At 52.4% G+C, this 16,639-nt stretch carries 16 protein-coding genes; 7 read left to right on the forward strand and 9 right to left on the reverse strand.

Annotated elements, in window-relative coordinates; genetic code table 11:
- Window positions 1-455: 455 nt before the first annotated feature.
- The gene (locus HOM51_08240; protein ID MBT5034496.1) at window positions 456-1,790 is read left to right on the forward strand and encodes a peptidoglycan DD-metalloendopeptidase family protein; all 1,335 of its coding nucleotides are present in this window, start codon (window positions 456-458) and stop codon (window positions 1,788-1,790) included.
- Window positions 1,790-2,581 carry an alpha/beta fold hydrolase gene (locus HOM51_08245; GenBank protein ID MBT5034497.1) on the forward strand — a complete coding sequence of 264 codons (792 nt, stop codon included), beginning with the start codon at window positions 1,790-1,792 and terminating at the stop codon, window positions 2,579-2,581. The genes HOM51_08240 and HOM51_08245 overlap by 1 nt, the downstream gene beginning before the upstream one ends.
- A gap of 156 nt (window positions 2,582-2,737) precedes the next feature.
- Here the strand turns inward: HOM51_08245 and clpB are convergent, their stop codons facing one another.
- From clpB to HOM51_08265, 4 genes are all read right to left on the reverse strand, one after another.
- On the reverse strand, window positions 2,738-5,326 hold the full coding sequence (clpB, locus tag HOM51_08250) for an ATP-dependent chaperone ClpB (protein ID MBT5034498.1): 2,589 nt from the start codon (window positions 5,324-5,326) through the stop codon (window positions 2,738-2,740).
- A 206-nt stretch (window positions 5,327-5,532) separates the two neighbouring features.
- Window positions 5,533-5,949, reverse strand: a complete 417-nt coding sequence (locus HOM51_08255; GenBank protein ID MBT5034499.1) for a GFA family protein — start codon at window positions 5,947-5,949, stop codon at window positions 5,533-5,535.
- Window positions 5,950-5,980: 31 nt separating this feature from the next.
- A complete protein-coding gene (locus HOM51_08260) occupies window positions 5,981-6,955 on the reverse strand; it encodes a Gfo/Idh/MocA family oxidoreductase (GenBank protein ID MBT5034500.1) in 975 nt (324 codons plus the stop codon).
- A 27-nt stretch (window positions 6,956-6,982) separates the two neighbouring features.
- Window positions 6,983-7,981: a Gfo/Idh/MocA family oxidoreductase gene (locus tag HOM51_08265; protein ID MBT5034501.1), complete on the reverse strand. Its 999-nt coding sequence runs from the start codon at window positions 7,979-7,981 to the stop codon at window positions 6,983-6,985.
- A gap of 154 nt (window positions 7,982-8,135) precedes the next feature.
- On the opposite strand from HOM51_08265, the gene HOM51_08270 reads away from it, so the two are divergent.
- Window positions 8,136-9,191 carry a GTP-binding protein gene (locus HOM51_08270; GenBank protein ID MBT5034502.1) on the forward strand — a complete coding sequence of 352 codons (1,056 nt, stop codon included), beginning with the start codon at window positions 8,136-8,138 and terminating at the stop codon, window positions 9,189-9,191.
- Here HOM51_08270 and HOM51_08275 read toward each other — a convergent pair.
- Window positions 9,188-9,523, reverse strand: a complete 336-nt coding sequence (locus tag HOM51_08275; GenBank protein ID MBT5034503.1) for a DUF1330 domain-containing protein — start codon at window positions 9,521-9,523, stop codon at window positions 9,188-9,190. The genes HOM51_08270 and HOM51_08275 overlap by 4 nt on opposite strands.
- 326 nt (window positions 9,524-9,849) lie before the next feature.
- On the opposite strand from HOM51_08275, the gene HOM51_08280 reads away from it, so the two are divergent.
- Complete coding sequence (locus HOM51_08280; protein ID MBT5034504.1) at window positions 9,850-10,059, forward strand: cold-shock protein; 210 nt, start codon at window positions 9,850-9,852, stop codon at window positions 10,057-10,059.
- Window positions 10,060-10,313: 254 nt separating this feature from the next.
- A complete protein-coding gene (locus tag HOM51_08285; GenBank protein ID MBT5034505.1) occupies window positions 10,314-11,531 on the forward strand; it encodes a hypothetical protein in 1,218 nt (405 codons plus the stop codon).
- 190 nt (window positions 11,532-11,721) lie between these two features.
- Here HOM51_08285 and HOM51_08290 read toward each other — a convergent pair whose 3' ends face one another.
- On the reverse strand, window positions 11,722-12,462 hold the full coding sequence (locus HOM51_08290; protein ID MBT5034506.1) for a hypothetical protein: 741 nt from the start codon (window positions 12,460-12,462) through the stop codon (window positions 11,722-11,724).
- Window positions 12,463-12,564: 102 nt separating this feature from the next.
- Between HOM51_08290 and HOM51_08295 the strand changes: the two genes are divergently transcribed.
- Window positions 12,565-13,458, forward strand: coding sequence for an NAD(P)-dependent oxidoreductase (locus HOM51_08295; protein ID MBT5034507.1), 894 nt, complete (start codon window positions 12,565-12,567; stop codon window positions 13,456-13,458).
- Between the two features lie 16 nt (window positions 13,459-13,474).
- Here the strand turns inward: HOM51_08295 and HOM51_08300 are convergent, their stop codons facing one another.
- Window positions 13,475-14,305 carry a HAMP domain-containing histidine kinase gene (locus HOM51_08300; protein MBT5034508.1) on the reverse strand — a complete coding sequence of 277 codons (831 nt, stop codon included), beginning with the start codon at window positions 14,303-14,305 and terminating at the stop codon, window positions 13,475-13,477.
- Window positions 14,306-14,424: 119 nt separating this feature from the next.
- Here HOM51_08300 and HOM51_08305 point away from each other — a divergent pair, with 119 nt between their 5' ends.
- The gene (locus HOM51_08305; GenBank protein MBT5034509.1) at window positions 14,425-14,877 is read left to right on the forward strand and encodes a cupin domain-containing protein; all 453 of its coding nucleotides are present in this window, start codon (window positions 14,425-14,427) and stop codon (window positions 14,875-14,877) included.
- 94 nt (window positions 14,878-14,971) lie between these two features.
- On the opposite strand, the gene HOM51_08310 is transcribed toward HOM51_08305, so the two are convergent.
- Together HOM51_08310 and prmC are read right to left on the reverse strand one after the other, a co-directional pair.
- Window positions 14,972-15,604, reverse strand: coding sequence for a DUF4167 domain-containing protein (locus HOM51_08310; GenBank protein MBT5034510.1), 633 nt, complete (start codon window positions 15,602-15,604; stop codon window positions 14,972-14,974).
- Between the two features lie 211 nt (window positions 15,605-15,815).
- A partial coding sequence (gene prmC, locus HOM51_08315) for a peptide chain release factor N(5)-glutamine methyltransferase (GenBank protein ID MBT5034511.1) occupies window positions 15,816-16,639 on the reverse strand: 824 nt, incomplete at its 5' end.

Consider the following 16,639-nt stretch of genomic DNA (forward strand, 5'->3'; position numbering starts at 1 on the left):
AAATGCACAGACATCTTAAGTCAAACCTAAACAGCTCAACCGCCGCCCGCGCATCCCTTCATTTAAACAACAATGTCAAAGAGCAAAAATCGCGAAAACCTAAACACAAAGGCCCCCGCGAGAGGCCGGGTTATAGGCCCCATGAATCACCCCGTCAAGGGGATAAAATCGTGTTTTATTCGCCATGCCGTTTTTTTTTCACAAATCGGTCTCAGAAAAGCCTCATAGGGAGCCAATAAAGGCTGCCTTCCAAGCAACGATATTTTAACCCCTGGGGCGACATGATTGATTCCATTAAGAGATTCGGACTCCTAGTCTTGACACTGAAGCGTCTAAAAGACATTGTCCGAGCCGTTTTAGAGCCGTTAAAGACTCGAGTTGTGACCCTGGGACAGGGCAGACATGCAACGAGAGCACCTGGGAAGGAACACTACGACATGTTGGTGAGGGGGATCATGGCCATTATCGTGCTCTTCAGCACGGCCATCGTGTCGGTCACGTTCCTGATTGATCAGCCGGACCAAACGGCGTTGGAAAGTGCCGATCATGGCTATGGCACGACGCCTCTTGCAAAAGCGCCTGCCAGCCTTCCTGTCCTTCTGCCAAAAAGCTTGCATACAGCTCCTATTGGCAAACCGCCGACTCCCTCACTCATAAGCCAAGTGCTTCGGGCGCGCCCCGGCGATACATTAGCAGGGATGTTGACCCGTGCGGGAATTGGCAGAGGTGAAGCGGTTGCGGCCATTGATGCGCTGCGTAAATATTATAACCCGCGTCTTATTCGACCCGGCAACGAAGTCCGCATGGAGTTCTCACCAGAGCCTGAGGCTTCTGGCCCAGCAAATTCTAACTCTGGCCGTTTGCAGGCGCTGTCGATAAGCCCTGCGTTTAATCGCCAGGTCATCGTCGCCCGTGCAATAGATGGTACGTTTTCTGCCAGTGAAAAAGAAAAGCCGCTGACCCGCAAGCTTGTCCGGGCTGACGGAACGATTAAACACAGCCTTTATATAGATGGCCTGAGGGCGGGTTTATCGGCCCCGATCTTGATCGCGCTCATTCGTGCCTATTCCTGGGATGTGGATTTTCAACGCGGCGTTCATCCGGGCGACGGATTCGAGGTCATGTTTGAACGGCTGCACGAAACCGATGGGCCTGCTTTTTTCAACGGCGATATCGTTTATGCGGCGCTGACGTTACAAGGAGTCCGTCACGCGATGTATCGCCATGAATTGGCCAATGGCGACATTGATTATTTCGATGAAAAGGGACGCAGTGCGAAAAAGGCGTTGATGCGGACGCCTATTGATGGCGCGCGGTTGTCTTCTGGATTTGGACGGCGCAAGCATCCGATTTTGGGCTATACCAAGATGCATCGCGGGCTCGATTTCGCGGCCCCCAGAGGCACGCCGATTTATGCCGCCGGTAGTGGTACCATCGAACACGCGGGCCGCAATGGCGCCTATGGCAAGTACATCCGCATTCGCCACAATGGAACTTATAAGACAGCATACGCGCACATGCGGCGTCTGGTGCGCGGCATGCGGAAGGGCAAGCGGGTCCGCCAAGGCCAGATCATCGGCTATGTCGGAAGTACAGGACGCTCGACGGGACCGCATTTGCATTATGAGATTCTTAGGGGCGGTCGACAGGTCAATCCGCGTCGACTTAAAATGCCGTCGGGACGTAAGCTAAACGGCTCGGAACTCGCGCGCTTTCAATTTGCTCGTGCTTTGATTGAACGAGATTTTGCGGCCTTAAAGCCCAGGGACGACTTAGCAGACGCCAAATAATAGGAGGGGAAATCGTGACCCTCGATCTCGCATATACAGAACAAGGTGACGGTCCGCCGCTGGTGATTTTGCACGGCCTGTTCGGCTGGAAGCGAAACTGGGCGGGACTAATGGGGAAGTTCGCCGAGACCCACCGCGTCTTCGCGACCGATGCCCGCAACCATGGCGAATCCCCACATGTGCCGGGGATGGTCTATGGCGAGATGGCAGATGATCTTATTCATTTCATAGAACAGCGGATTGGCGGCCCGGCGCGGGTGATGGGGCATTCCATGGGCGGCAAGGCCTCCATGGTCGCAGCACTCGCCCGGCCTGATTTGTTCGAACGCCTGATTATTGGGGACATTGCGCCGGTGTCTTACAATCATAACTATCACGGCGAATTGGATGCGATGAAGGCGATGGATGTTGGTGCCTTGACCCGTCGCCAAGATGCCGATGAAATGTTGTCGGCCTCCATCCCGGAAGCGGATGTGCGAGGCTTGCTTCTACAGAATCTCGTCCGAGCGGACGAAGGCGGCTTCCGCTGGCGAATTAATCTGGATGTTATTGCGGAAGATCATGGGCAACTGATCGAGTTTCCGGATATTCCCGAAGGACACATGTATGAGGGGCCGACGCTCTTTATTAGGGGTGGAAATTCAAACTATATGAGCGATGCCCATGGGCCTGAAATCAACCGTCTGTTCCCGGCGGCTAAAATTGAAGTTATTGAGGGCGCGGGGCATTGGTTGCACGCGGAGAAGCCAGGAGAATTTTTTGCGGTAGCGCAAGCGTTTTTGGAAAAATAGAATTCAGCTTTACTCGGCGTCCTTCGAGACGCGCTTTCAGCGCTCCTCAGGATGAAGATATTTATTTAATTTTCGATTAGAGCCACAAAAAATTCTTCATCCTGAGGAGGCTGCAACGCAGCCGTCTCGAAGGACGCCGAATTAAGCACAGAGTTCCTAAGCCGCCTCCGCCAACTCCCCGTTGATCATCAAGCCGCCATCCCTTGCAGAAATATTTACCGTCTCTCCTTCTCCCACCTTGCCTTCCAATATCAAACTCGCGAGCGGGTTCTGGAGGGATTTTTGGATAACACGCTTAAGCGGTCTGGCACCATAGACCGGGTCGTAGCCTGCATCAGCCAGCCAGCCTTGAGCCGCGATGTCGATGTCCAGACTGATTTTGTGATCGTCCAAGAGTTCCCGCAGGAAGCCCAGTTGAATTTCAACAATGCCGTCCATGTGTTCACGGAATAATCTGTGGAACAGGACAATGTCGTCGAGGCGGTTTAGAAATTCAGGGCGGAAGGCCCCTCGGACGACTTCCATGACGTCGTCGCGGACTTCTTCAGAGTCGTGACCTTCGTCTTGGCCCGCAAGAATGTCGCCGCCGAGGTTGGAGGTCAGAACGATGAGAGTGTTGGTGAAATCGACCGTCCGGCCTTGGCCATCGGTAAGGCGTCCGTCATCTAGGACTTGCAGGAGCACATTGAAGACATCCGGGTGCGCTTTCTCGACCTCATCAAACAAGATGACTTGATAGGGCCGACGGCGAACGGCTTCGGTCAGAGCACCGCCTTCGTCATAACCGACGTAGCCCGGGGGGGCGCCGATCAGTCGCGCAACCGCGTGCTTTTCCATATACTCAGACATGTCGATCCGAACCATGGCGTGTTCGTCGTCGAACAGGAACGACGCCAATGCTTTGGTAAGTTCTGTTTTGCCGACGCCGGTCGGGCCCAAAAATAAGAACGACCCGATGGGGCGGCGCTGATCTTGTAATCCAGCCCGAGCTCGTCGGACAGCGTTAGAAACAGTTTCCAGCGCTTCTTCCTGGCCGATGACCCGTTGGCGCAGGCCGTCTTCCATATTCAGCAGCTTTTCTTTTTCGCCTTGCAGCATTTTGTCGACAGGAATGCCGGTCCAGCGTGACACCACGGTCGCGATGTGTTCAGGGGTAACAGCTTCTTCCAAAGAATGTTGTTCTTCTTTCTCTTCGGCTTCCTTGAGTTTCTCTTCGAGCTGCGGGATCAGGCTGTATTGCAGTTCCCCCGCCTGTTCGTATTCACCATCGCGCATGGCTTTTTCAGCGGCCATGCGGGCTTGGTCGAGTTGTTCTTTTATCTTGGTTGCGTCGGCAAGAGCCGCCTTTTCCGACTGCCATTTATTTGTCAGTTCACCAGACGTGCTTTCCAGATCACCAAGTTCGTCTTCAAGAGACTGCAAGCGGTCTTTCGACGCCTTGTCCTTTTCCTTTTTTAGTGCTTCGCGTTCGATCTTCATTTGGATGATGCGGCGATCAAGCTCGTCGATTTCTTCGGGCTTGGAATCTACTTCCATACGCAGACGACTTGAGGCCTCATCCATCAAGTCGATGGCTTTATCCGGCAAGAACCTATCGGCAATGTAGCGATTGGAGAGTGTTGCAGCAGAAACCAGAGAGGCATCTGAAATGCGCACCCCGTGATGGAGTTCATATTTTTCCTTGATACCACGCAGGATTGAAATGCTGTCTTCGACTGTCGGTTCGTTGACGTAAACTGGCTGAAAACGTCGTGCGAAGGCGGCATCTTTTTCCACGTGCTTGCGATATTCGTTAAGGGTCGTTGCACCGACACAGTGCAGATCACCGCGCGCCAAGGCGGGTTTCAAAAGGTTCGATGCGTCCATGCTGCCTTCCGCGGCACCGGCACCGACCAATGTATGCATCTCATCAATGAACAACACGATGTCACCGTTTGAGGAGACGACTTCGCCCAGCACCGCCTTAAGGCGTTCTTCGAATTCACCTCTGAACTTGGCACCGGCAACAAGGGCTCCGAGGTCGAGCATCATCAGTCGCTTGTCTTTAAGGTTTTCCGGCACATCACCGTTGACGATGCGCTGGGCCAGGCCTTCAACGATGGCGGTCTTGCCAACGCCGGGTTCGCCAATAATGACCGGGTTATTTTTCGTCCTTCGGGATAGCACTTGGATGGTACGGCGGATTTCTTCATCACGGCCTATGACCGGGTCGATCTTGCCTTCGGCTGCCATCTCCGTCAGGTCTTGGGCGTATTTTTTCAGCGCGTCGTATGATTCCTCGGCGCTGGCACTGTCAGCGGACTTTCCTTTGCGCATGTCTTCGATGGCGCGATTGAGGGCTTTGGGTGTGACACCAGCGTGCGCCAAAACCGTACAGGCCGCTGTTCCGGATGAGAGTGAGATCGCTTGCAGCAAGCGTTCAACCGTCACAAAGCTATCGCCGGATTTCTCAGCGAGCTTTAGGGCGTCATCCATCAACTTCGCCATTTCTGAACTCAAGTATGTTTGAACATTGTCGCCTTGAACTTTTGGCAGCTTATGAAGCTCAGCCTCAAGATGTCGGACGGCGGTTTTATGATGCCCGCCGGAGCTTTCAATCAGTGCCGCCGCTATGCCTTCCGGATCATCAAGCATCACCTTCAGCAGGTGCAGGGGAGAGAACTGCTGGTGGCTTTGCGCTTGCGTATATTGCTGCGCACTTGAGATGAACCCGCGCGAACGTTCTGTGAATTTTTCCAAATCCATAATCTGTCCTTTTCGATCAACGACGTCCCTTGTCCCAGATTCCCGGCAACGCGAAACGCCTCGACTTTTCTCCTGACCCCAACGACAAAATGTCCGCTTAGGGTTATCAGGCCAAACCTTATAACACGTTAAGGCCTGTTCGAATTAAATATGGTTTAAATTTAGGGCGCTGCAAGACGTTGAAAAGAATCAAGCTGGGAAACCAATCAGGCGGGTGGAGGCATTCCGTCAAAGTTCGCCAGTTCGTCATCGATATGGGTACAGCCCAGCGCGCGCGTGATGAATAGATTTACCTGAGGTTTTACAAAATCCGCATTATCAATGGTACCGACTTTCACATTCCGCACGCCGGGGCGAAGGGCGCCTGTCCCAAAGACCTGTGACCCGCAGTCTCCGCAAAATTCTTTAGTCATGCCATTGCCGCTATCCGCCGTGTGGTTGAATTTCTTTGGCGTACCCTGAAGAAGCGTGATCTGAGTATCTTTATAAAAGAGGTTGGTTGCATAGGCTGAGCCCGTCACCTTACGGCAATCATCGCAGTGGCAATTGGCAATCCGAAACGGATCTCCTTCAATTTCATATCGGATCGATCCGCAAAGGCATCCGCCGGTAATTTTCGCCATCTCAAAATCCCCAAATTATTTGCTTGGAAGGCTACTCGACCTCGATCTTGGTTCCCGACTTAGCAGATTCATCGACAGCCTCTAACACCGAAATACCGTGGACAACGTGGTCCACTGGAACAGGAAAGGCATCCCCGCCATTACATGCATCCGCAAAGGCTTCCAATTCTGCTTTTAAAGTATCTGCTTCATCATAGTTTCGCGTTTCGGTAACGTTATCTAGATCGCTGACCACAAGGCAGTGTTCCCCGCGCATTTCCAGCCAGCCCTTGGTGCCCATTATATACATGCGCCAAATATTACCCGTCGCAAAGATGGTCGACAGATACCCAGTCGTACCGTTTTTAAACTGGAACATCATTGACGTTGCATCGTCCATATCATTTTCGATGGCGCGATGATCGCTTGTGGCATACACGCTGGAAACTTCCCCGCAAAGTTCAATCATTATGTCCAAGTTGTGAATGCCCCTGGCCGCCATGCCGCCCGCGGGGTTTTCCGATCGGAGTGCGCGCCAGCTGTCTGGCGCCGTACGGTAACCAGTCGGGCCTGAGTGCATCGCCTCCAAGTGTAGAATGTCTCCGATCACACCTTCTGATATCAGCTGCTTCATATCTGCGAAGGCAGGCAGGAACCGCCGGGCGAAACCAACCCCAAGGACGACGCCTGCCGCCGCACACGCCTGGGCGGCTTCTTCTGCGTCATTCCTTGTCAGCGCCAGCGGCTTCTCGCAAAACACATGTTTGCCGGCGCCAGCCGCCAATTTTATCTGCTCAGCGTGATGAGAATGCACGGTTGCCAGCACCACAGCATCAATGTTTTCGTCGTCCAGCACTGCATCATAGTCGTCGCTAATGGATAGGCTCATTTCGCTGCCGAAGTCGGCATGATTATCGGGTGTTCGCGTGATACCAGTGACAAAGTTAATCTTGTCGCTATTCCCTTGAACCGATTTAACTAGATTTTGGCCCCACCGCCCGATGCCGTAAATGGCTGCGTTAATCATGATGTCCTCCCCAAAAAAATATAATTACTACACTTGTTCGACGTTGCCGGATTTAATCGATTTCACGATTGCCTCCATGGCACCGACGTTGTTGATCTTCTGTTCGTCGCTAAAGGGATAGTCGGCGCGCCCTTCGACGGCTGCGGCAAAGGCCTTTAGGTTCGCCGTGACCGTATCAGACCATGTGAATTCTTTGGTGTTGATTTCACCTGCCTTAAAACATGTGGTCAATGTCGAGATGCTGGACGTGTCATCTGGGTGGGCACTATCAATGGCCTGCGCCCAACCCTCAGATCCAAATACTTGATAGCGGTAAAAGAACGGCGTGACCGTGATGCATGAAATTGATCCCGTCATCCCGCTTTCAAAATTCAACTGAATTGCGACGACATCGCCACCCTCATGGTCAACTACACGGCTGGTCTTTACCGCATAAATCGATTCCAGCTTGCCGAACATATCGACGTATAAATCGGTCATGTGAACACCCATGCCGGTCATTGGGACGGAGGGTCCAATAGACTGCTGCACGCGCCAATCATCGGCTTTTAAGTCTTTCAGTTTGTCATGGCTGGAATTGCATTCAACATGCATGATGGTACCAAGGTCACCCTTTTTAACCAAATCACGAATTTCCACGAGGGCACGCTCAAACCGGCGTTCGTGGCCGACCCCAAGCTGTACGCCGGCATCATTACACGCTGCGACCGCACGTTCAGCCCCGGCCTTGGTCATGGTCAAAGGCTTCTCGCAAAACACATGCTTGCCTGCTGCCGCCCCCGCGACGATCTGATCTTCGTGGGTCTGCTGAGGCGTGGTTAGAATGACCGCATCGACGTCCGCATCATCTAGGACATCTTGATAATCCCCTGACAACGGCACGTTTTTTTCCGCCGCGAAGTCTTTTGCACCGTCTAAATTCACATCGACAACCCGTACCAAATCAAAGCCGCTGTCGCCGCTTTGAAGGCATTTTACCATATGACGGCCCCACCAACCGAGACCGATAACCGCCACCTTAATCATGAAAATACATCCTTTTAAAACTGTGAACGGAGGGTACCTCAATCCCCAATTAGCTGCAATAACGAACCCGGGTTTCACCCAGTGCACTTCTTTGCATAGTTGGTGTTCGGCCTATATGTTAGGGCCTTCGGCAACACTCTTAGGTTTTGATACCATGGATCAACAAATCCCCGTTTTCATCATCACCGGCTTTTTGGGCAGCGGGAAAACCACCCTATTGAACCATCTGGTCAATCACGATGACATGGGTGAGACCGCCGTGATCATTAACGAATTCGGCGAAGTTGGATTGGACCACCTGCTGGTGGATTCCGCGTTCGAAGACACCGTGTTGATGCAGTCGGGCTGTATTTGCTGCTCAATCCGCGGCGACCTGGTCGATACCTTAAACGATCTATTGCACAGGGTTGAGATCGGCGAACTGCCCAGGTTCAATCGGGTCGTGATTGAAACCACGGGTCTGGCCGATCCAGCGCCCGTCATGCAATCTGTGATGAGCGATCCCGCCTGCATTGAAAAATTTCGCTTGGGTGGCGTCGTTAGTACCGTCGATGCGGTCAACGGCATCAATCAGTTGGACGAATACGGCGAACCGGTCAAGCAAGCCGCTGTTGCCGAGCGAATCGTCATGACCAAGACCGATATCGCCTCAGCGAATGAGACAGGGTCGCTGACCGGGCGGCTGCGTGAAATCAATCCGGCGAGCCCGATCTTTAAGGTCATCATGGGGGAAATTCATCCGGATCAATTGTTCGACACCGAAGTCTATGACCCCACGACCAAAATCGGTGATGTGCAGAAATGGCTGCAGGAGGGTGCGTATGACGAGGATCATGATCACGATCATAATCACGATCATAATCACGATCATAATCACGGGCACGACCACGTCGACGTGAACCGCCACAACAGCGAAATTCGCGCATTCTGTTTGGTTTACGACAAGCCCATCCATTGGAAGGCTTTTAAGACTTGGCTTGAATCTATTATCTCACTGCGCGGCAACGATCTGCTCAGGATTAAGGGCATCGTTAACGTTGAAGGCAGCGACGGTCCCGTCGTGGTCCATGGGGTTCAGCACGTATTCCACCCGCCGGCCAAGCTCAATGCCTGGCCGGATGACGACCACACCACACGCGTCGTCTTCATCACCCGCAACCTGGAACTTAATGATCTAGAGGCGGCGTTGGACGCGGTTAATTCAGTTTAATCTTTGTCAGCTATCGCAGCTGCCAGTTGCTGCTCTGTCATATCACCTGAATCGACGATGGTGAGTTCGTTCACCCCGGCGCCCCCTCGGCGGTGAGCAGCGGCGCTGCTGTATTCTTCGGAATGAAAGCATTCGACGGCTTTGTCGAAAGTCGGGAATTCAATCACGATATAACGTTCGAAATTCGCTGGCCCCTCCAGGGACTCATAACGGGCCCCCCGTGCTAAAATCTTAGCGTCGTATTTTTTAAAGATCGGCGGCAATTGATCGGTGTACTTCTTATATTCGACCGGATCGACGATGTGTGCTCTTGCGAGCCAGTATGCGGGCACTTGGAATTCTCCTGTTCTTAAAAATGCGATAGTGAGGGGCCGCATCGTAGTCATGTGTGCGCTTTCGTAAAAGGAATTTCATGCCTCAATCCTAATCGGTGCGATTTCAATATTTTGTGACAAGTCTCAGAAGTTATTGACTTTTTCAAAAAACACGCTACATAGCGCCCATACGTGTTGCATTTGTTTGGGCTTACCTAGATCGCTGGCGTCAAAACCGGCATGCCGATTAGCTTAGTTATCCACTAACAATGTGAGCGCGAAATTTACCGTAACGTCACATGGTGTGATGTGCGGAACACAGACTCTTGTTAGAGGAAATTACTATGGCTACTGGTACAGTAAAGTGGTTTAACCCCACTAAAGGTTTTGGATTTATTGAGCCGGAAGATGGTTCTAAAGACGCATTCGTTCACATTTCAGCCGTCGAGCGCGCCGGTCTGAGCACATTGAACGAAGGGCAGAAGGTCAACTATGAACTTCAGCCTGGTCAGAACGGCAAGTCTTCCGCCGAAAATCTGTCCGTTGCTGACTAATTGGCGTTGATTAATTAACGCCGACTAATTGACGAACAGCACCGCTTCCAGCTTCGGCTGGAAGCGGTCGCTTCTATACTCCCCCCTCCCTCCCTCTCTCTCCCTCTCCCGCCCCCCTATCCCCCGTGGCGGTTCACACCGTAAAACTCTGATTTGTAGGGCTTTCATCCCTGCCCTTCGTGCTGTTAAAGTGCTCTAGCAAATTTCATAAGTTAGAGGATTGAGACAGTATGCCTGACGCATCATCGAAGAATATGAAACTGATCAGCCACAATACCCTGACTGGGTTTGGTGGGATCGGTGAAGGAATGTCCATGCAAGTCGCCAAGGGTGGGCGGCGGATCATGTGGCTCGCCCACGAAGGCGCACCAAAGAATTTCACCGGCGTTGACGTCACCGACGTCAAGAACCCGAAAGTCATTGTCCAGACGGAACTGCCGCACAAAAACATGCGGTCAAACTCCCTGGAAACCTGCGGCGATATCATGGCCGTGGCCTATCAGACAATTGGTCCTGGTGGCATGGGTGATCCGGGGTTGGACATGGAGCCAGCGGGGATTGAACTATTTGATATCTCAACCCCCGAAGAGCCGAAGAAAATTTCGTACTTCGATTGCAAAGGCCCGGGCTCCATGGGCGTGCACCAGTTATGGTTCGATGACGGCGAATACATTCACTTCGCGGGCGGTGCGGCAGACCACATTCCGCGCGACAACAAAGACACGCAGTTTTACCGCTGCATTGACGTGAAGGACCCGACCAAGCCGACCGATGTTGGCCGCTGGTGGTATCCCGGCACGAAAGAAGGCGACACGGAAGACTCTCCACCGCGCCACCCCGTTTGGGACAAAGGCTTCCGCGCCCACAATACAAACGTCTATCCGGAACGGCCTGACAGAGTCTACGTCGGCTACTTGGATGGCGGCACGGTAATCTTGGATATTTCCGACAAGGCGCATCCGAAATTGGTCAGCAACTGGAACCCACATCCGCCATTCCCAGGCTTTACGCATACGGCCCTGCCCCTGTTCGATAAGGACATTCTGATCGTATCCGACGAATGCGTGCGCAATGGCGGCGAAGATTGGCCGAAGCTCAACTGGGTCGTAGATATGCGGGAAGAAACCAATCTTGTTCCCATCGGCACCCTGCCAATGCCAGACCTGGAAGAATTCGGCCAACGCGGCGGACGCTTCGGCGCCCACAACCTGCACGAAAACCGCCAAGGCCCGTCGTTCAGATCAACCAACACGATCTTCGCGACATTGTTCAACGCAGGTGTGCGCGTCTACAACATGGACAACCCCTTCAAGCCAGAAGAGATTGCCCACTTCATCCCAGAAGACCCCGAAAACTCCAGGGTCAACTGCGCCCAAATCAACGACGTCTTCGTCGACGAAAACGAAATCGTTTATTGTGTGGATCGGTTCAGCGGTGGGCTGTATTGCTTGGAGATGGAAGTCGATATTTAAGCTAAGGCGTTCGAGTTCGTGGGAATTTATTTCCCGCGAACTCGGGTCCTTCCCCCCATCCTTCGTCCTTCGAGTCCCGCCGCTCCGCGTCGCCTCAGGATGAAGGGGTTATTTAACAATCGAATCACAAGTAGAATTCTTCATCCTGAGGAGCCGCGTCAGCGGCGTCTCGAAGGACGCTGTATTAAGTTCAGGGGCTTATAATATTGGCGTCCAGCACATTCGACTTGAACGGGCCGGAGGGGAAGGGTTCTTCTTTCCAGAAAGTTCGGAAGGTATCTGGGAGTTGCTCTTCGAACACCGCTTGTTGGTCAGGTTGCAGGCACGTCTGTTCTATTTCGACGACCTTGATTCCGGCCGCCTCCAACCGATCATAGCGCTTTTGGCGAGCGGAATTTCGGTGGGGGGAGCTGATCAGGTAGAGCGCGATACCGCCGTCTGTGCCCCAAAAGGCGAAGTCAGCGGCGATGAGGTCATCAGGAACATACGCGGCACCACCAACATTAAAGTGCGCTTGGGGTAAGGGGCGATAAGCTGAGAACATCCAGTCGCGATATTGGTAGAGGCTGCCGAACGGTTTGATTAATTCGCTAAGCTGGGCCTTGTTTTCTTCCACATGGGCGGCGATAAACTGGACGTAACGATCAAGAAACAGTTTTTGGAACTTGCCCCACAGATCACAGTGAATTTTCATATGGTTCAGCACGAATTCTAACTGATCCGCCGGGTCGGCCAATTCGCGATGGTTAGGCGGTTCCATGAATTCGTATTGGGCGCTGTTCAGGCGTAGGGGCTGGCGTTCAGAAATCCCCACGAGGACATGCGGGGCCATGCACTGAAAGCTTCCGTCGTCTTCGACTTTCAGGCGGCGGTCTGACCATTTACTCGTTCCAAAGGGGATCAGCAGGGTGTCGTCGTCGAGGGTCGGCATATTGATGGGTCCTGTTATTGGGCGTGAAACGACTATAGAAAAACCGGGCGGCAACGCCAGGAAATTAACACCAAGAATTTAATGTTGAAGGAGAAATCTAAGATGACAAAAATAGTTGGGGTCGTCGGCCTCGGGATTATGGGTGGCGCGATGGCTGCGAACCTGCTCAAGGAAGGGTTCGAAGTCTTTGGCTTCGATCTGGACGCGGACAAGAACGCCGCCGTCGCCGATGCCGGCGGCACGATCCTGGGCTCGCCCAAGGAAGTCGCTGAAAAAGCCGGACGGGTTATTATTTCCCTGCCCAGCATGGCGGCGCTGGATGCGGTTTGCACAGGGCCTGATGGCTTGATTGCGGCGGGACGCACGGACTTGATCGCAATCGAAACCGGCACCTTTCCTATCGAAGATAAGGAGCGCAATCATAAAGCCCTCGGTGATGCAGGCATGATCCTGCTTGATTGTCCGTTAAGCGGTACCGGTGCCCAAGCACGCAATAAAGACCTGTCGATTTACGCCAGCGGCGACAAAGGTGCTGCCGATAAATGTCAGGATATTTTCGACGGATTCGGACGATCGACCTTCTACGTCGGGGAATTCGGCAATGGCAGCAAAATGAAGTACGTCGCCAATCTGCTGGTCTCCATTCACAACGTCTCCTCGGCAGAAGCCTTTTTGCTGGGCATGAAGTCAGGGCTGGATGCTCAGATGATCTACGACGTTATCAAAGATGGCGCCGGAAATTCCCGCATGTTTGAGGTTCGGGGACCGATGATGGTTGCGAACAACTACGACGATGCCACCATGACCATGCAGACCTGGAAAAAGGACATGAGCGTAATCCTGTCGCATGCGAATGCGGTCGATTGCCCGACACCTTTGTTAAATGCGTGTGATCCGATCTATGTCGCGGCCCGCGCCCAGGGACGCCATGACCAAGATACCGCAGGCGTGCTTGCCGTACTTGAAGAATTGGCCGATTTCAAACGATCAGAATAGCCTCATCCGCCGCGCATTATGGTCGGGTCATATTTTTGGGAAATTTCAGGGTGACGGTCGTACCCTGGTGCTCTTTGCTGGTTATTTCCATATTTCCACCGAGTTCGAGCATCAGTTGGTAAACGATGGGAAGACCCAGCCCTGTTCCCTTTTCACCATGGGGCGATGGTGTCGTCTCATAGGGCTTTAGGATATGCGGGATTTGGTGCGCAGGAATACCTTGTCCCGAATCGCGCACCACAAAAATGATCGCATCGTCGTTTTTATCAAGCTTGGCATTGATTGAGACGTCGCCGCCCCGGGGTGTAAATTTCAACGAGTTGGAAACAATATTGGTGAGAGATCGATATAGATGCCGGGGCACCGTATGCAATATCGGGAACTCAGTTGAAACATCGAAATTTAACGAAATTCCCCGCTTGTCCGCCAATTCCTGGTAAAGAGCTCCGACTTCCTCGATAACCTCAGATACATCCACATCCTGAATTTGATCTTCGGGAATCTCAGTTTCAGGGGCATCTATATTCAGGCTCTCTGTACCTTCCAACATTCCTTCACAAAGTCCCAATATTCTAAGTGACGCCTTGTGAATAATTTCAGAATATTTTTGATATTGATCCGCTTCGGACATTCCGGTCGACATAACCTTGCTATAGGCGACCATCGCAGTTAGTGGATTCTTGATGTCGTGGGCAAATTCTCGGACGCTTTGCTTGACCATCTTCTTGAAGGCATTTTCATCTTCAAGGACACGTTGAAGCGCCTCTTCGGCATTACGAAGTGCCTGCCTAGCATCGTCCTGGGCAACCGGTTTTTCGTCACTATCTTCGACGGAATCAACTGACATATCGGCCCTCCAATAAAATCCATTTGATCACTTATATTCTGATTTGAACAGTTGCTTATTTCACCATATGGTGAGCCCCCGGATTTATTAAAGCAAAGAGTGAAGGAATTAGGATTATCATGGCTGAGTCAAAAGAAACAAAAACTGAAGGCGCCCTGAAAGCAGGTAATGGAAATAATGTTTTCCAATTGGACGAAATGGCCGCCATTCATGCCGGTGGCACCTATGCCGCGACCCATGGTGGTGTGGTCGAAGGGGAAAAAACAATGGTCGGCTTGATGTGTAAGCCCAAAGGAACAGGTGCCCGACCGCATCATCATCCGAACGAACAATGGAACTATGTCGTTAAAGGTATTTTGGATGTTGAAATTGACGGCGAAAAATCAGTCGCCCGTCCAGGCACGCTGCTCTATTTCCCGGCAAATGTGGTTCATGCGACCGTCGCCCGGGAAGAAGAAGACGTTTACTTCTTCGTCGTCAAGGACATGTCGCACAATATCCACGGCATTCCTGCAGATGGAAAAGACACGGGTCCGCTTTATCGCCCCGGGTTTGAGCCTGACGCAAAATAGATCGCGGCCCCTATAATTGCGGCCCTATAAAATAAAAACGCCCGGCAAATTCACGCCGGGCGTTTTTTTTATTAATTTATAAAATGTTCTGAATTTAAGAAGCAGCCGCCTCGGGCTTTTCATCTTCTAGCGCCTGCACGGGTGCAGCATCGGGTTGAGGTGCCTCGGCAACGATATCAATCTTCTTAACCTCGGCCGGCTTTACCTTGGGCTTTCTGGTACGAGTTCTTTTAGTCGCCGCCTCTCGAGGCTTGGACTCTCGCTGATTATCCGCCTGTTCTTGGGATTTTTGCTCCGGAGGTTTTTGTTCTGGGGATTGCTGCTCCTGGGGCTGCTGAGCTTGCGGCTGCTGAGCTTGCGGCTGCTGAGCTTGTGGCTGCTGAGCTTGCGGCTGCGGACCTTGGCCCCGCTGGCCTTGATTACGCTGGCCTTGATTGTGCTGGCCTTGATTGTGCTGGCCTTGATTATTCTTTTGCCGGTTACCGTCGGTATTTATCACCCGATAGAAATGTTCGGCATGCTGATAATAACCTTCACATGCAATCCGGTCGCCTGCCGTCTGTGCGTCTCGCGCAAGCGCCAAATATTTGTCTAAAATTTGCTGAGGGCTACCGCGAAGTTTACCTTCCGGACCGGCACTTTCATAACTGTTGTGGTTTCGGTTAGAAGAATGTTTCTTTCCGCCACCACGACCGCGCGAACGTTTGGCATTATTAGTGTGTTTCATCACATCAAATTCAATTGCTAAAAGAATTTACCCTCTTCAGCGCCAAGCCAACAAAGCTGGTGCAATTCGCATAACCGAATAATTTAACGGCTGTGCATGAGCGTGAGGGGAACGGGTCTCTTCAACGCCCTTAAGCGCGGGACCCTGTGGCCCACATGGGCCACACGCAACGTCAAGGTAGTCGGGATACGAGATGTTTCCAACCTTTTTTTTAAACATCATCAGGAATTTTTTCCGCGCCGACGACACATCGTTCAGTTCCCGACAAATCTTTTTTAATATCAACAACTTGCAGCCTAGATTCTTGAATCATCGCGGCGACACTTGGTGCCTGCCCAACACCAGTTTCTAAAAAAACAGAGGCTCCTTCAGCCAGCACACCTGGCAAATGAGCGATAATCATTCGGTACGAGTCTAAGCCGTCCACACCGCCATCGAGCGCTGACACGGGTTCGTGCGAGGCGACGTCAGCGGCAAGATGTTGAATTTCGTCGCTTGGAATATAGGGCGGATTCGTAATGACAACGTCATATCGATCCTTTAGATCACTTGTCCAATCACCCTTCACGAAAGTGGCCCTTTGATCCAATCCTAAGGCTTCTGCATTTTGCCCAGCGATATGGAGCGCACCATCACTCAGATCCACCCCGACTCCCTTGGCATTCGGAAACTCGCTGAGCAGCGCCAGCAATAAGCACCCGCTTCCCGTTCCCAAATCCAAGATCGAAAGAGCTTTCGTTGTATCGGGTATTTGTTCCAGCACCGCCTCAATCAATGTTTCAGAATCAGGTCTCGGAACCAACGTATCCCGGGTCACGATAAATGGCAGGCTCCAGAATTCTCGCGTTCCTAAAATATGCGCCATTGGCTCTCGCCCAACGCGTCGCTTAACCAACTGACCAAGCCGCAAGACTTGTCTGTCATCTAGTCCGCGTTCGGGAAATCCAAATACGCTTGCCGTATCGCTGTCGGTGACATGAGCGATAAGAAGGCGCGCATCCAGGCGTGGCTCACCGACCCCGGCTTCGACCAGCA

The sequence above is a fragment of the Rhodospirillaceae bacterium genome (assembly GCA_018660465.1).
GTDB lineage: Bacteria > Pseudomonadota > Alphaproteobacteria > Rhodospirillales > JABJKH01 > JABJKH01.

Bases quoted from the DNA above. Each gene is read 5' to 3' on its own strand.
- HOM51_08300 (MBT5034508.1), bottom strand. From the start codon at position 14,305: ATGTCAGTTGATTCCGTCGAAGATAGTGACGAAAAACCGGTTGCCCAG.
- HOM51_08285 (MBT5034505.1), top strand. From the start codon at position 10,314: ATGAAACTGATCAGCCACAATACCCTGACTGGGTTTGGTGGGATCGGT.
- HOM51_08295 (MBT5034507.1), top strand. From the start codon at position 12,565: ATGACAAAAATAGTTGGGGTCGTCGGCCTCGGGATTATGGGTGGCGCG.
- HOM51_08270 (MBT5034502.1), top strand. From the start codon at position 8,136: ATGGATCAACAAATCCCCGTTTTCATCATCACCGGCTTTTTGGGCAGC.
- HOM51_08290 (MBT5034506.1), bottom strand. From the start codon at position 12,462: ATGCCGACCCTCGACGACGACACCCTGCTGATCCCCTTTGGAACGAGT.
- HOM51_08260 (MBT5034500.1), bottom strand. From the start codon at position 6,955: ATGATTAACGCAGCCATTTACGGCATCGGGCGGTGGGGCCAAAATCTA.
- HOM51_08280 (MBT5034504.1), top strand. From the start codon at position 9,850: ATGGCTACTGGTACAGTAAAGTGGTTTAACCCCACTAAAGGTTTTGGA.
- HOM51_08240 (MBT5034496.1), top strand. From the start codon at position 456: ATGGCCATTATCGTGCTCTTCAGCACGGCCATCGTGTCGGTCACGTTC.
- HOM51_08265 (MBT5034501.1), bottom strand. From the start codon at position 7,981: ATGATTAAGGTGGCGGTTATCGGTCTCGGTTGGTGGGGCCGTCATATG.
- HOM51_08305 (MBT5034509.1), top strand. From the start codon at position 14,425: ATGGCTGAGTCAAAAGAAACAAAAACTGAAGGCGCCCTGAAAGCAGGT.
- clpB (MBT5034498.1), bottom strand. From the start codon at position 5,326: ATGGATTTGGAAAAATTCACAGAACGTTCGCGCGGGTTCATCTCAAGT.
- HOM51_08255 (MBT5034499.1), bottom strand. From the start codon at position 5,949: ATGGCGAAAATTACCGGCGGATGCCTTTGCGGATCGATCCGATATGAA.
- HOM51_08310 (MBT5034510.1), bottom strand. From the start codon at position 15,604: ATGAAACACACTAATAATGCCAAACGTTCGCGCGGTCGTGGTGGCGGA.